This is a genomic window from Streptomyces sp. NBC_01537, from assembly GCF_045040445.1.
In the GTDB taxonomy this organism is placed as follows: Bacteria; Actinomycetota; Actinomycetes; order Streptomycetales; family Streptomycetaceae; genus Actinacidiphila.
The window spans coordinates 9,080,239-9,094,940 of the sequence record NZ_CP109392.1 but is presented as its reverse complement, the minus strand read 5'-3'; the positions used below and the strand labels follow the sequence as shown (position 1 = coordinate 9,094,940).

Below are 14,702 nucleotides of genomic sequence, written 5' to 3'. Positions count from 1 at the left end.
TCGCCTCGACCACCCAACAGCTGATGATCAACGCAGCCGCCTCAGCCCAACCGAAACGGCGAGGTTAGCGTGTCTACCACGGCTATTCCCGGTTGCGGTGCGCACGCACGTTTGGCCTACTCGTGCTGTCAATGTCCCATGGCCCACCAGTGTTCTCTGTCAAGTCGTTATCCTCGACTTCTAGACCACTATTATCCTGGACCCATATCGCCTTTTGGCCGTTCCCGTTGATGCGGTTTCGACGCAGTGTCACACTCTTCCCTCCATTGACATGGACACCGGCATAGGCGTTGGCGTGGATGTCGCAGTCGGTGATGGTGCCCCGGCCCTGCTCGTACACGTAGACGCCATTGCTTTTTCCGTCGTGGATGCGGCAGCCGCGCACGGTGGGGTCGCCGCCGGATGCGACCGTGATGCCGGCATGGGCGTTGGCGTGGATGTCGCACACGGTGATGGTGCCCCGGCCCTGCTCGTACACGTAGATGCCACCGCTTTTTCCGTCGTGGATGCGGCAGCCGCGCACGGTGGGGTCGCCGCCGGATGCAATCGCGATGCCGGCGAGCGCGTTGGCGTGGATGTCGCAGTCGGTGATGGTGCCCCGGCCCTGCTCATTCACGTAGATGCCAGCCTCTTTTCCGTCGTGGATGCGGCAGTCCTGCACGGTGGGGTCGCCGCCGGACTTCACCACGACGCCGGCGAACGCATTGCTGTGGATGTCGCAGTTCTCGATGGTGCCCCGGCCCTGCTCTTCCACGTAGATGCCACCGTTTTTTCCGTCGTGGATGCGGCAGTCCTGCACGGTGGGGTCGCCGCCGGACTCGATGAGGACACCGGCGAGCGCGTTGGCGTGGATGTCGCAGTCGGTGATGGTGCCCCGGCCCTGCTCATTCACGTAGATGCCAGCCTCTTTTCCGTCGTGGATGCGGCAGTCCTGCACGGTGGGGTCGCCGCCGGATTCGACCGTGATGCCGTCGAGCGCGTTGGCGTGGATGTCGCAGTCGGTGATGGTGCCCCGGCCCTGCTCGAACACGTAGACGCCGCTCTGTTTGCTGTCGTGGATGCGGCAGCCGCGCACGGTGGGGTCGCCGCCGGACTTCACCACGACGCCGGCGAGGGCGTTGGTGTGGATGTCGCAGTTCTCGATGGTGCCCCGGCCGTGTTCGTACACGAAGATGCCGGCCTTTTTGCCGTCGTGGATGCGGCAGTCGCGTATGACAGCTGTGGTCTCTGGACCATGGATTGCTACACAGGTCAATGAGTCAGAGGTGATATCGCAGTCTGCGAGTGTTAGACACCCCTGGGCGGCATCGACCGCGAAGAACTCTCTCTGCGTCGTGCCTGCCCAGCCGTGGAAGGCGATTCCGCGGACGTGTGCGTAGTCGGTTTTCATCAACAGGCAGTTGGCGGTGGTGGCTTCCACCACGATTTCGCCGGAGGGGCCGTCGCCCAATATTTCCAGCGGTTTGTCAAGGACGAGACCCTCGCTGTAGCGACCGGGTTGGACCAGGATGCGGGCGTTGGGGGGCGCGGCGGTGATCGCTGCGCTGATGCTGCGATGGTCGGCGGGACCGGTGGGGGCGACGACGAGCACGGCCGGTGGCGGCGTGGCGGGTTCAAATGTCGACACCAACTGTGGGGCATGGTCGTCGGCTTGGGACTTTCGGCCGCCCTGGCCGATGGGGGGCGCTTCGCACCAACGTGCCGTCACGTCGAGCACGAGTCGATCGGTGGTGGTCTCGAGGGCGATGGTGCTCCACGTCATGCTTCCCGCGGGCGCGGGATCCAGCCGGATGTGGAGGGTTGTCTCCTCGGGGCCGAAGGAGACGGGTTCGACGGTGATGCTGTCGGAGCCCGGCGTAACGGTGCCGGGACCTCCGCGCACCACCACTTCGGCGGTGCCGGGTGTGTCCAGGGGGCAGTCTCCGGCGGCGATGGTGTGCGAGCTGACCCATATAGTCTGACTCTCTTCAAGACTGGCGGCGGCGTCCGCAACTGCGGCCCGGGCAGTGGCCTGAGGGATGCCACGAAGGGTGAGAGCGCGTACACCGAGGTCTTGACCGGCCGCCGACTCGCCGTGGTGTGCTGCTCCCAGGATGGCGGCCCATCTGCGCAGTTCCGGGTCGGCCCACTGCAGGTCTGTGTCGTCGATCCCTGCTCCGAGGCACAACGCGGCCCGCGTTGTCCCGTCCGCCTCGGTGCCCTGGCCGATGAGTTCAGCGAGGTGGCGCAGCAGGGGGATGAGCCGCTCCAGGTCCGGGGGACGCAGCGGGCTGGTCGCAGACATCGTCGGCTCATCCCCCTGGGTCGTCGACGATAGCCGCGCGTTGTCCGGCGCCGAATCGGATCATCGTGTGGGCGTGAAGGGGTATGGACTGGCCGCGTGAGGTGCTGTGGTGCTGGGAGCCTCGAAGGACGCTGGCGCGAGCCGCGCTGGCATCGTTGATGACGCTGCTCCAGCAAGCGTCGCCGTCGTTGACGATGCGATAGCCGCCATGCGCGGCGTCCCATTCGATGTGGCCGATGGCCTTCGTTGACGCGCGGGTCCAGGGCGGGACCTTGTGGGGCTCTGCCATGTCCGCGAAGAACCGTGAGCCGTTCCCGAGGATCAACGTGCGTCGTATGGCTGTGAAGTCGCCGGTGCTGCGTTCTTCGAGCAGGCTCATCACGACGGGCAGGGGTCGCCGGCATCGCTGGCCGCAGAACGGGCACCCACGCAAGAGTGGCTCATCTTGCCAGTGGGGGTAGGGATAGAGCTGGTCGCAGAGGGGGCAGTGCCAGAGCTGGTCGATGCTCTTGGCCAGCGCGTCGAGCCACTCGTGGACCATTGGCCGGCTTGCGGGATCATGGAGCCCTGGCATGAGGGAGCGTTCGGTCAGCCACTGAAGCTCGGGCGTGAGCATCTGATAGCTCAAGGTGCCCCTCTTGTAGAACGGCTGACCGAGATTGGGCGGCCGGTGGCGGGGATCCTGTGGATGCTCGCTGAATAGGGCGTGCGCGCCCCAGCCGAGGCTGTCGCTCTCCGCCGGGTCCTCGGCGTATTCGATTAGCGGCTCGAGAGGGTTGCGGAACAGGAGCGTATGCAGGATGAGGATCGCCAGGCTGTGCCGGTCGGTTCTTTCGGAAGGCTCAGCTGCGCGGGCGAGGATCTCGGGTGCCATGAAGCCCATGAGGCCGTTCACCCGCGACTTGTAATAGCCCGCCGTGACAAGGCCGTCGGCCTCCATCATCACTGCGTCACCCTCGTCGATGTCAACGAGAAAGTTCTTGTAGTGGATGTCGCTATGGGCGCACCCCATCTTGTGCACCACATGGATAGCTCTGCTCATGCTCCGGGCCGCAAGAAGGTAGGACCCCCAGGTTCGGCCGCGCTGGAACTGCACTTTCGCCTGTGCGGGTGCCAGAACTAGTTCGATGGCCTCCCGGTATCGCGGAGGGACTCGGCGCATCACGAATCCCTGCCTGGGATGGCCGTCGTAGCTATCGAGCAGCGCGAGTGGAGGAAGGATGAACCGCTCCTGCTCGCTCGTGAGGTTACTGAGCACCACCTCCATGACGTGGCGAAGGTGCTGCTCGAGTCCCGCGTGGTCTTTGTGGAAGACTTTCAGCGCATGCTTCCCATCCGTTGTGAAATACACGGATCCTTCTCCGCCGACGTGCGCCTCGTCATCCAGGAGAAGGGTGCCGTTCAACCCTGGGTGAGGCGGTCGCAGGGACGCAGAGTGAGACATTTCAACTCTCCGGGTCAGGCATGTGCCCGCCGGGCTCGGGGACTTCCGTCTCCGTGCGCGGTTGTGGGGTGGCGGCTGCTGGGCGGCCCGGCTCAGAGGAGGGATTGGGCCCCTCGCTGGTGAGGACCGCGACAAGAGTCCGGTCATCGAAGCTCCCTGGGTGCTCGTATTGAGCGAGCCAGTAGAGGAGACGCAGGGAGGCGAAGGGGGCATCGGTCTCACGCAGGCGGGCGTCCATGTCACAGCACCATTGTTCGAATATGCCTTCGGGTGGAGGGTACAGATAATCCTCCGATACTCCGTCAGTCATGATCATGATGCTGGATATGCCTGTCGCGTCGTCGCCGGTGAGGACGGCCGTTTCCAGGTAGTCTCGCCAGTCGTTCTGCGTGATCACGTACGTTGCTCCGGCCTCATCGGGCGCGGGCGCCCACAGCATGGGGTGGGCGCCGCGTTTGCCGTCGAGTACGGAGATGAGTCCGTCGCCTACTTGGCCGCAGGCCGCTTGGCCAGATTCGGTGTCTATGAGAAGGCCGAGCAGAGTACACGACACGGCGTGGAGATCCAGCTCCCTTTCCGCGACGAAGCCAGCCAGTCGGGAGCGGGTCGCCTCGAATGCTCGGATGACATGCCCTTGAGCGTCCGGCTCGTTTTCCGACGCAGCCGGGTGCTGATCGGCGCGACGGGGGGTGTGCGGGGCGAGTCTGCGGTTCCAGGCCAAGGTTCCGGCGTGGTGGGCGCGCATGTCGAGCTGGGCGATGGTCGGATCTTCAAGGCGTCGTCCAGACAGGGAGGACAATCCTGCCCGCAAGTCGTCGACGCCCCCCTGCACCGCGGCCGGGGAGTGCGGATCTGCCTCTGCGACATATGCAGGGAGTGTCGATTGGCCGTCGAGGTCTCGGAGTAGCTCTTCACACAAGGCTTGGACGCAGAAGGTCGAACCATATCTGGAAAGCCTCCTGGATCCCACGCCATCGGAAACAGCGACGGCGAGCCATCGCCCTGCCGAGCGCGCGGCGAATGCGTCATCGCGGGGCACCTTGTTGCGCAGGTGCAGACGTCCAACCGCGCTGGCCCCGATGACCAAGTATCCCCCGTCCTGCGCATAACCAGCGCACCAATCGGGGTGCGCGTCGGCGGAGTCCGCCAGCGTACGGTCGCCGACCGACAGCGCCGCACCGAACTGCGGCGCGATCGCGAACAAGGACCTCGGTGAGCTGCCCATAACGGTCAGAAGCTGAGTTGCTTGACTTGGGCGGGTGCCGGCGGGAGGTCCACGACACGGCGATCACCACCACCGGGAATGGATACGGTGCGAGCTACAGCGCCGACGCTCTGAGTCATCCAGCGGAAGTAGGCGCTGAAATGTTCGTTGTCTTTCTCGTCGAGCACATACGTATCGCCCATGCAGATCTCTCTCAGCGTCTCTCGATCGATGCTCCGTCCGCACCCCACTGTGACCAGATTGATCAGTCGCTTGCTCTCACGGGCGAGGACTTGTTGACGTGGCTTCTTCCAGTCGTCGGTAGGGTTTCCTTCGGCGTCAGTGGGCTGACCGTCAGTGAGGATAAATATGAGCGGCTTCCAATCTCCTTTTTGCTTGCCCACGACCCTGGGCGCCACATCATTGTCGATGGACTTGTTGAGCTCGCGGAGAGCGGCACCCAGAGGTGTGGTGCCCTCTGCTTTGAGCTGCGGTGGAACGAAGTCCTCGATGGACACAAGTCCCGGGGCGCCCTCTGAGTTCTTGGTTACAAGCAAGGCCCCGTCCTTCTTGCCAACTTCGAGCACCCGCCCGAAGGTGATCACACCTACGCGGACGGTTTTGGCTGAAAATTCATCGCCCTTCGCCTCCCGATCGAAAATCTCGAGACCCCGCCGCACCGCTTCAATGGGCTCGCCGTCCATACTCCAAGAGCAGTCCAGTAGCAGGTACACGGGCAGGTGCCGCACCCCGGTCGGCCCCGCCACATCCATCTCGATACCGACAGCACTATCAGCCATCACGCCTCCTCCACGGTTCAATGAGGAGCCTCGCCGAAGATTCCGCCCTGTTACGGATAATAACGCTCGGTGCAAGGTCCGATGAGGCATGCCACCAGTGGTGGCCTAAGCTCTAGCCCGGCACGAAAGCGTTCCATCGCGGATCATCGGAAGCCGCTTTATAGCGTCGCTACTTCCAGGGTTGCGCGCTGAGCTGTAGATGTCTAATTAGACCTCCTGCTGGACCGCCTCACCCAGTTCGACCCCAACATGATGCATGCACAGCCCTGCAGCGCGAGTTCGGCGGCCTTCGTCACGCGTACGAGTTCTCCCACGATCCTTCTCCCTGCCTCGTCAGCGCCGGTGGGGAAGATCCGGCGGACACCCCGGGGGCGGGGCGTTTCGGCTCTTGGTGCGGGTAGTGGGGCCTAGCCTGCGCGTTTCACTTGGGACCGTGTCCGGATCTTGATCGGAAACGCGAAAGTGCCTTCTGAGCTGGGATGATGAGGCTTGTCTAGAGGGAAGCTCCGAGGCAATGCTGCGGTTACATTAGCGATCTGGGCTACGAGGACAGCTGGTCCAGGAGCCAGGCGGTGACGGCTCGGACGATTCCGGAGACAGCGCCATTCAAGGTAGCGCGGGCCAGGGCCAGTCGCTCGCGGCGAGTCAGGCGCTTGCTGGACATGGGGACCTCCACGAATACGTGGGGCGGATGGGTGGACGGCCGGCCTGGCTTGCTGTCCACCTTCAAGGTCCTCTGAAGATCCGCTACAAGTTGCGACAAACTCTCAACGAGTAGCAGTGCGCGGGCTGTTCACGCTGTGTGCTGGGCGGGATCCCGTCATGATGGTGCGATGAGTGGCGACAGGCGGAGCGGCCCGGCCAGGCGCCCGAAGAGGCTGACGCGTGCCGTGATTGGACCGGGTCCGTTACGGGAGTTGAAGGACCTGCTCTTCGAGGTCTACACGGCGGCCGATGAGCCGAGCCTCGATGCGATCGCCATGGCTATAGCAGACGACGACAGTCTGCTTGGAGCGCCAGGGCGAGACACGATCCGGCGGTGCATCAGCGACCAGAGCGTCCCCACTCAGCGAGCCGACGCAGTGGCTGTCGCCGTTGTCCTGGCACGATGGGCAGGCTGGGATACCGACGCCTTGGCCCCCCAGATCGGCGAATTGTGGATCAAAGCCCGCCTCACGACCCCACCGGGCGACCCTCTGGCTGCAGTGACCGATCCGTTCGCGCTCGGGGTACACCACGCCATCAGCACCGACCTGCTGAGCACCGGGCCGCCACTGCCTCTCCTGCCGGTCTACGTGGAGCGGGATCATGACGCTCGGCTGCGAGCCATCGCTGACGAGGCCAAAGGCGGGGTGAGCCGACTGGTGATACTGACCGGCGGATCCTCCACCGGCAAAACCCGTGCCTGCTGGGAACTGCTGCGCTACCTCCCCGGCGACTGGCGGCTGTGGCACCCGTTCGACCCCGTCCCTGTCGAAGCCGCCCTCGGGGCCATCGAGCGGATCGCGCCGCGCACGGTGGTATGGCTCAACGAAGCCCAGCACTACCTGCTGACCGCTTCCGATCTGGGTGAGCGCCTAGCGGCGAAGCTGCGCACTCTGCTGGTCGATCCGGGCCGCACGCCCGTGCTGATCTTGGGTACGTTATGGCCCCACAACTGGCGCACCCTAACCGCCCAGCCGTCAGACGATGCCGACGATGACCCTCACGCCCAGGCCCGCGTTTTGCTGGCCGGCCGCGGCTTGATTATTCCGGCGGACTTCGGCAGCTCCGACCTACGCACCCTGGCCGACCGTGCGCACATGGACACCCGGCTGGCCTACGCCGCCAACCACGCCGAGAGCGGTGCCATCACCCAGTACCTTGCCGGGGGCCCGGCTCTGCTGGAGCGATACACCACCGCTAACGCTGGCGCACGGGCGCTGGTGGAGGCGGCCATGGATGCCCGCCAGGTCGGCCACGGGCCCGCCCTCCCTCTAGCTTTGTTGGAGGGAGGCGCCACGGGCTACCTTAACGACGCCCAGTGGGACCTTCTCGACGAGGAGTGGTTCGAACAAGCCCTGGCCTATAGTGCGAAACCCCTGCGGGGCGCACGTGGGATGCTCACCCTCATCCGCCCGCGTACCGGGCAGCCTGCCGCTGCGCAGCCCCACTACCGCCTGGCCGACTACCTCGAACAGCACGGCCGCCACCACCGTCTCCCCAACCGCCCTCCCGCGACGCTCTGGAACGCTTTCATTGAGCATGCCGCCGACTCCGACCGCTTCGCACTCGCCAACACGGCGCGAGAACGCGGCTTGCTCCGCATCGCCTGCAGTCTTTATGTCACTACCCGCGGCAAAGACAGGACCAGCGCATGGCAGGAAGCGGGCGACCTGCTTGCGGACGCCGGACGGTGGGACGAAGCACTCGCCTGGTTCGAGCGCGCCGCTGACGCCGGTGATGTCGGGGCCCTGCACTGGGCGGCCAACCTGCTGGCAGCGGCTGGACGATGGGACGAGGCACTGACCTTGTACGAACGGGCCGCGGATGGCGGTGACACCGACGCCCTACGTGGGGCGGCCCTGCGGCTGGCGAACGCCGGGCGTCTGGACGAGGCTCTGACCTGGTATGTACGTGCCGCAAATAGTGGAGACACATGGGCCCTACGGCGGGTAGCCACGTGGCTAGTGTATGACGCACCAAGGCAGCCCGGACTGTGGGCGGAGGCGCTGGCCTGGCTCGAGCGCGCCACCGACGCTGGCGACACCAAGACACCAGGGTGGGCAGCCGACTGCCTAGCGGAGAACGGTCGTCTGAACGAAGCCTTGACCTGGTACGAACGCGCCGCCGAGGGCGGTGACACCGAGGCCCTACGGGCGGCAGCCGACCGACTGGCAAAGGCCAGCCGCCTGGACGAAGCCTTGACCTGGTACGAACGCGCCGCCGAGGGCGGTGACACCGAGGCCCTACGGAGGGCAGCCGACCAGCTAGCGTGGGCCGAACGGTGGGAGGAGGCACTGGCCTGGTACGAACGCGCGGGCCGCGCCGGTAACACCCAGGCCCTCGTTTCGGCAGCCGACCTGGTAGCGCGGGCAGGACACCTGGACGCAGCCATAACCTGGATCGCGGGCGCCGCCGAAGGGGGCCATAGACCGGAATCGGGGTTGGCGCTCAAACGGTGGTTGGCCCTCGATTGGGCAGTCGATGAACTGACTAAGGCCAGACGAACGGACGAGGCAGAAACGCTGTCGGCGCTACGGCTGGGAGCCTGACCTATCGATCGCCCAGCCATGGACACCACCAACGCCCCACACTGCTTCATGACGTGAAGCCGCCAAGTATGCGGCCATGGCGCCGCTGACCGAGATCTCCGCTCGCTCAGTGTCCGGGCCGAGCTGGCCCGTCATGGGCGTCTGCGGCGTCGCTCACGCGATGACGTCGTGGACAACTCCGCTCCCCTGCCAGCTTTCTGCATGAGGTCAGGAGGCCGACCGATAGGTGGCGGCCGGACCGATCGAGCCGGGCCCGAACTTCTCCCGGATCTGGTCGACCGCTCCCTCAGCAACAAGCCGTGCCTGCCGCGCTGCGTCGAGACTGAGCTGTTCGGCGACCTGGTCGCCGTCGACCAGGTCCTCGCCGCGCAGTGCGAGACCGGTCAGCCGACCTCGCTGGAGACCTGCGGCATCCATGATCTGGTAGGTGAGCTGGCGCAGGTCGTCCTCGTGCCCAGACGGCTCGGCCAGGCGACGGGTCCTCTCCCACGCCGGTCCTCCGGCAAAAGTCAGCGTGAGCGTGAGAGCGCGCGCGGCCTGCCCGCGGCGGCGCAACTCGACACCGAGCTGCACGACGAGGCCAAGCAGGGCTGAGCGCGCCACGGCGCCGTCGAGGACGTCGTAGGGGAACCGGTGCCGGACGCTGACGGAGGCCGGCAGGCGGCGCGGGGTGACGGTACGGGGGTCGATACCGCGGGCCCGGTTGACGGCCGTACGGCCCGCTTTCCCCAACAGGCGCTGCACGGTCGCGGCCGACAGTGCGGCGAGTAGGCCGACGCGGTCGACGCCGTAGCGCTGGAGAGTGGTGGCCTGGCGGGGGCCGATGCCGTGCAGTTCCTCCACCCCGAGCAGGGCGAGCCAGTCTGCGACGTCGGGGGCCTCGATGGCCAGGACGCCGCCCGGGTGGCGGACCTGCGCGGAGGCGGTCGCGGCGACGGTGATGGTCGGGCCGATGCCGACGCGGACGTCGACGCCGTAGCGGGAGACCGTCCGCAGCCGCAGGATCTCCCCCAGGTGGGAGGCGGTCGCGCCGTGGTAGCGCAGCGCGCCGCGCAGGTCGGCCAGCGCCGCCGTGGGCGGCAGTGCCTGCACCACCGGCGACAGCTCCCCCAGCTGCCCCAGAACCTGCTGGTAAGTCTCCTCCGGTAGCCGGTCCGGGCAGCGCACATGCATCACCACACCCGGCCGACGCTCCGTCGACGTGGCACTCACCCGGCACTCACCTCCCCAGCCACAATATAGAACATACAATCGAATACGCGAGCGCGAAGGGCAGGTCGCGCGTCTAGAGTGGAAAATATGTTCGATACCTCGCGGGATCTTCCGGACGACCTGGCGCGGCTCCAGACGCTAGAAGTTACGTGGAATCTGCCTGGGTGATCATGTAGCCCGACTTCGTCCACGACCCTGGGGAACAGCTTGAGGAGCACATCGGCACTCGTGGCCAAGTGGCCGGTACTGGCCCGGCATGAGCATGCAGCGACCTGGTTGCAGGCGTGGGAGGACCTCGGTCGTGCGCCGCGGACCTTGGACGCGTACGCACGGGGTCTCGCTGAGTATCTGAGCCTGTGCGAGCGAGAGGGCGTCGATCCGCTGGTCGCCGGCCGGGCGCATGTGGGGGTGTTCGTTCGCGAGTTGACGTCGCGGCCTCACCGGCGCGGGGCGAACGTCGTCTCGATCACTTCCGGGGTGGGGCTGGCGAACGCGACGGTCCAGCAGCGCCTGGTGCCGGTGCGTCTGTTCTACGACTTCCTCATGGAGGAAGGGCTGCGTGCTTCGAACCCGGTGGGCCGCGGGCGGTACACGCCGGGCCGACGCGGCAGCACTCAGCAGCGGGGACTGGTATCGCGCTTTTCCAAACTGCCGTGGATCCCCGACGAGCAGCAGTGGCGGGATCTTCTGGATGTGGCGCGGTGTGAGCCGGTGCGCAACCGGGTGATGCTGGCGCTCGCCTATGACGCGGCACTGCGGCGGGAGGAGCTGTGCTCGCTGCGGACCGATGATCTGGACCCGGCGCACCGGACGGTGCGGGTGCGGGCGGAGACGACGAAGAACCGGCTCGAACGGGTGGTGCCGTACTCGGCGCCGACGGGTGTCCTGCTGAGTGAGTACCTCGTGCATCGTGCGACGGTCAGCCGGGCACGGGGGCCGCTGTTCCTGTCGGAGTCGCGGCGCAACCACGGCCAGCCGCTGAGTCTGTGGACGTGGTCGAAGGTGGTCCGGCGTCTGGCGCTGACCGCCGGTGTCGAGCGGTTCTCCACCCATACCACCCGGCATCTGTGCCTGACCGACCTCGCGCGTATGGGCTGGGAGTTGCATGCCATCGCCTTGTTCGCCGGACACCGGCATACCGAAACGACTCTCCAGTACATCCACCTCTCCGGGCGCGACCTCGCCGAAAAGCTGAAGAGCGGGATGGAGCACATCCACTCCTGGCGGGTCCAGATGCTCGCCAGCGCCGACATACCCCAGGCCACGGTGGGAGGGACCTCGCGTTGACGGCCACTTCCCTGCCCGAGGACACGCACGGGCCCCGGCACTCCCCGATCGACCTGCGCCGCTACGACCGTTCGTCGGCGCTGGCCGGGGTGGAGCAGCGCGCCATTCGCGAGCTGGGCCTGCGCAACCTGCGACGACAGCGCTACCACGACCCCGACGCCCCGCAGTGGGCTGACATCAGCCGTCTCACACGCCCGCTGCAGGACGTCAACTCCAGTTTCGACGTGCCTCCCACCGAGCATGTACGTCGGGCCACGAACGACGCGGTCGCCGTGGTGCTGCTGCGGTGCGCGAATACGGGCCGTGCGTACTGGGACTGGGACGACGAGGAATGGCTGCGCTTCCTCGGCCACAACCACAGAGCGTTTCAAGGGCAGGTACCCAACTGGACCGCGGGAGCCGTGCGTCCGGCTCTGTGCGGGTACGCCTACCACCTGGCAGGCTTCACCAGTTTCAATCGGCTGGGGCACTTCGACCGGCTGGCACTCGCCTGCCGCATCTTCGGCCGCCGCCTGGTCGAAGCGGAGATCAGACAGGTCCGCACCGTACTGACCGGCTGGGGCTACCAGTACGGCCAAGACCACGACAAGGGCGTGCCCTCCGTGATGAGCCAGCTCTTCCTCCTCAACCGCAGTCCCCACAGCAGCGACCTCACCACCGCGTTCTTCGACCGTGTTCGGCGGGAGGATCTCCTGACCGACGGGGGGCACGAGGGTCCTGTTCGCGGTGCAGCGGGCTGGTGCCGCGCTCGGCCACTGCGAGGCGCCCGCGCTTCGCTCCGGGGCTGAACGGGCCGGCCACTCCGGGGTCCCACCGACATGGGGCGAGTGGGTGGAACGGTGGACGGCCACGACGACCATGACCCACCGGCCCCGTCTCCACAGCCGGGCCGCGCTCTTGAAAGCCGGCCGGTGGGTTGCAGATCAGCAGCCGGAAGCCGCTGATCCTGCGGCCTGGACGCGGCAGACCTGCGCGGCCTGGATCGCGGCCGTCGACCGCATGAAGATCGGCGACTACGTCCTGCGCACCAGCAGCCTCCAGGAGCGCCTCGGCCAGCCGCTCCAAGCCGAATCGAAAGCCGGCCTCATACGTGCCGTACGCGTCTTCTTCCGCGATATCCAGGACTGGGAGTGGCTGCCGCGCCGGTTCGACCCCCAGCGCGCACTCGCCCTGCCGCGCAGTATCAACGCCCTCATCGGCCCCCGACCTCGCGTCATCGCCGACGACGTCTGGGCGAAACTGCTGTGGGCCGGGCTCAATCTGGAGGCCCACGACGTCCCGTGCGGTAAAGGCGGTCCCACCTACACCGTGGAACTGGTCCGCGCCATCACGCTGACCTGGCTCTTCTCTGGTCAGCGCAGCAACGAGATCGCGCGCCTACGCCTGGGGTGCATCCGATGGCAGCACGACGGGGACCCCGTCGCCGGCAACTCCACACAGATCCTCGCCCGCGACGCCGTCTGCCTCCTGGACGTGCCCGCTCACAAGACCGGCACAGCGTTCACCAAGCCGGTGGACCCGCTGCTCGGGCAGGCCATCAACGTCTGGCAGGCACTCCGCCCCAGCCAGCCCAAACGCACCGACAAACGCACGGGAGAACAGGTCGACCTCCTGTTCTCCTACCGCGCACGCGCCGTCTCCAGCGGCTACATCAACAGCAGCATCATCCCCATGCTGTGCCGCAAGGCCGGCGTTCCGGCAACTGATGCCCGCGGCAGCATCACCAGCCACCGGGCCCGCTCCACCATCGCCAGCCAGCTATACAACGCGAAGGAGCCGATGACCCTGTTCGAACTGCAGGCATGGCTCGGGCACCGGTCTCCCGAGTCCACCCAGCACTACGCGAAGATCAGCCCCAACACGCTGACCAAGGCATACGAGGACGCCGGGTATTTCGCCCGCAACGTACGCACCGTCGAGGTCCTCGTCGACCGTGAGGCTGTCGTATCCGGCGCTGCCGCGGCTGGGGAACCGTGGCAGCACTACGACCTGGGGCACGGCTTCTGCACCTACACGTTCTTCGAGCAGTGCCCGCACCGCATGGCTTGCGCCCGCTGCGACTTTTACACCCCAAAAGACTCCACCAAAGCCCAACTGCTCGAAGCCAAGGACAACTTGCAGAAGATGGCAGTCTCGATCCCGCTCACTGAGGACGAACAGGCAGCCGTCACCGACGGTCAGACCGCGATCGACCAGCTTCTCGGCAGACTTGCAGATATCCCCACGCCTTCTGGTCCAACCCCGCGCCAATTGCTGCCGATCGTCGAAGTCCGACGGGACACGGACGACGACCGTGACGTGCCGCTGGGGCGGTGCCACACTCGCGTCCATGAGCGACGACAGCGCCAAGAGCCTTGACGGAGCCATCGGCACCCACGTCATCGCCATCACTTACGAGGTGATGGACTGGGCGACGGAAGCACTGCCCGCGCACGTACCGGCGAAGGACCTGAAAGAGTTGAAGCTGCCCGCGGGCGAGCATCTCGCGGCGATGCTGACGACCGCCTATCTCGGCATCGTGCCGGTAGCTGTCGACGTCAGCGGCGGTGTAGATCTTGTCTACCGCGTGGCGGACTCGGACAGCCAAGCACTGCCTTCGCTGCTCGGCCGCAACTGTGTTGAGTTCGCCGACTTCGAGGTGAAGTCGATACCTGGTGACTTCCGCGAGCACGACGCAGCAGTCTCGCGAGCGCTGAAGCGAGGTGAGGAGCCAAGCGCTCATGGGGCGGCGGTCGTGTCAGCGAACGGTGTCATCGGGGCGGCCCAGTCGATGATCCTCAAGGCCGCAAAGCAGTTGCGGGACAAGTCCTCGCCCGATAGGGCACGGGTGGTGTTCATCGTGTCCCACTTTTTCGACCGGCCCTACGTGGAATGTCTCGACCCACTGATCGCGCACACCTTGGCTGCCCCGACACTGGCAGACGAGATCGACGCCATGTGGGTATTCTTCGCGCCCTCGCACCTGGTGGTGTGGTCAGTTATCGATCAGCGCTGGACGCAGCTTCTTCTCGGCAGCTTCAAGGAGGACGGGACGGCCCCGGAGGTCGACTCCGGCATGGAGCTGCTGCAGCACTACGAGGCGCTGTTCCTGGAGCGTGCGGGAATCGACAGGCCTTCGCCTTTCTACTACAGCCTCGGAACTGGTGAGGACGCATCATTGGATGACACAGAGTGACGGCCGCTGAGCCGTTCTGCGGCGCCTGCTGAACCCGCCAGT

At 66.2% G+C, this 14,702-nt stretch carries 11 protein-coding genes and 1 other RNA gene; 5 read left to right on the top strand and 7 right to left on the bottom strand.

What is annotated here, in order from left to right:
- Positions 1-82: 82 nt before the first annotated feature.
- From OG607_RS41685 to OG607_RS41660, 6 genes are all read right to left on the bottom strand, one after another.
- Positions 83-2,284: a right-handed parallel beta-helix repeat-containing protein gene (locus OG607_RS41685; RefSeq protein WP_405734981.1), complete on the bottom strand. Its 2,202-nt coding sequence runs from the start codon at positions 2,282-2,284 to the stop codon at positions 83-85.
- 7 nt (positions 2,285-2,291) lie between these two features.
- Positions 2,292-3,635 carry a protein kinase domain-containing protein gene (locus OG607_RS41680; RefSeq protein WP_405734979.1) on the bottom strand — a complete coding sequence of 448 codons (1,344 nt, stop codon included), beginning with the start codon at positions 3,633-3,635 and terminating at the stop codon, positions 2,292-2,294.
- 94 nt (positions 3,636-3,729) lie between these two features.
- A complete protein-coding gene (locus tag OG607_RS41675) occupies positions 3,730-4,932 on the bottom strand; it encodes a protein phosphatase 2C domain-containing protein (protein ID WP_405734977.1) in 1,203 nt (400 codons plus the stop codon).
- 26 nt (positions 4,933-4,958) lie between these two features.
- Entirely contained in the window at positions 4,959-5,732 is a 774-nt protein-coding gene (locus OG607_RS41670; RefSeq protein ID WP_405734975.1) for a vWA domain-containing protein, read from the bottom strand.
- A gap of 319 nt (positions 5,733-6,051) precedes the next feature.
- An RNA gene (locus OG607_RS41665) (hammerhead ribozyme type II) lies at positions 6,052-6,119 on the bottom strand.
- A 154-nt stretch (positions 6,120-6,273) separates the two neighbouring features.
- Positions 6,274-6,396: a hypothetical protein gene (locus OG607_RS41660; RefSeq protein WP_405734973.1), complete on the bottom strand. Its 123-nt coding sequence runs from the start codon at positions 6,394-6,396 to the stop codon at positions 6,274-6,276.
- A 253-nt stretch (positions 6,397-6,649) separates the two neighbouring features.
- Here OG607_RS41660 and OG607_RS41655 point away from each other — a divergent pair, with 253 nt between their 5' ends.
- Positions 6,650-8,986: a hypothetical protein gene (locus tag OG607_RS41655; RefSeq protein ID WP_405734971.1), complete on the top strand. Its 2,337-nt coding sequence runs from the start codon at positions 6,650-6,652 to the stop codon at positions 8,984-8,986.
- A 207-nt stretch (positions 8,987-9,193) separates the two neighbouring features.
- Here the strand turns inward: OG607_RS41655 and OG607_RS41650 are convergent, their stop codons facing one another.
- The gene (locus tag OG607_RS41650) at positions 9,194-10,159 is read right to left on the bottom strand and encodes a hypothetical protein (protein WP_405737418.1); all 966 of its coding nucleotides are present in this window, start codon (positions 10,157-10,159) and stop codon (positions 9,194-9,196) included.
- 267 nt (positions 10,160-10,426) lie between these two features.
- On the opposite strand from OG607_RS41650, the gene OG607_RS41645 reads away from it, so the two are divergent.
- The 4 genes from OG607_RS41645 to OG607_RS41630 all read left to right on the top strand — a co-directional run bounded on the left by OG607_RS41645 (position 10,427) and on the right by OG607_RS41630 (position 14,660).
- The gene (locus OG607_RS41645) at positions 10,427-11,485 is read left to right on the top strand and encodes a tyrosine-type recombinase/integrase (protein WP_405734969.1); all 1,059 of its coding nucleotides are present in this window, start codon (positions 10,427-10,429) and stop codon (positions 11,483-11,485) included.
- Entirely contained in the window at positions 11,482-12,273 is a 792-nt protein-coding gene (locus OG607_RS41640) for a hypothetical protein (RefSeq protein ID WP_405734967.1), read from the top strand. The genes OG607_RS41645 and OG607_RS41640 overlap by 4 nt, the downstream gene beginning before the upstream one ends.
- Positions 12,274-12,484: 211 nt before the next feature.
- Complete coding sequence (locus tag OG607_RS41635; RefSeq protein WP_405734966.1) at positions 12,485-13,843, top strand: tyrosine-type recombinase/integrase; 1,359 nt, start codon at positions 12,485-12,487, stop codon at positions 13,841-13,843.
- On the top strand, positions 13,815-14,660 hold the full coding sequence (locus OG607_RS41630) for a hypothetical protein (RefSeq protein WP_405734964.1): 846 nt from the start codon (positions 13,815-13,817) through the stop codon (positions 14,658-14,660). Before OG607_RS41635 ends, OG607_RS41630 begins: the two co-directional genes overlap by 29 nt.
- Positions 14,661-14,702 lie beyond the last annotated feature (42 nt).

Excerpts from the sequence above, each read along its gene's own strand:
- OG607_RS41685 (WP_405734981.1), bottom strand. The coding sequence starts at position 2,284 with ATGTCTGCGACCAGCCCGCTGCGTCCCCCGGACCTGGAGCGGCTCATC.
- OG607_RS41670 (WP_405734975.1), bottom strand. The coding sequence starts at position 5,732 with ATGGCTGATAGTGCTGTCGGTATCGAGATGGATGTGGCGGGGCCGACC.
- OG607_RS41660 (WP_405734973.1), bottom strand. The coding sequence starts at position 6,396 with ATGTCCAGCAAGCGCCTGACTCGCCGCGAGCGACTGGCCCTGGCCCGC.
- OG607_RS41650 (WP_405737418.1), bottom strand. The coding sequence starts at position 10,159 with ATGCATGTGCGCTGCCCGGACCGGCTACCGGAGGAGACTTACCAGCAG.
- OG607_RS41635 (WP_405734966.1), top strand. The coding sequence starts at position 12,485 with ATGAAGATCGGCGACTACGTCCTGCGCACCAGCAGCCTCCAGGAGCGC.
- OG607_RS41630 (WP_405734964.1), top strand. The coding sequence starts at position 13,815 with ATGAGCGACGACAGCGCCAAGAGCCTTGACGGAGCCATCGGCACCCAC.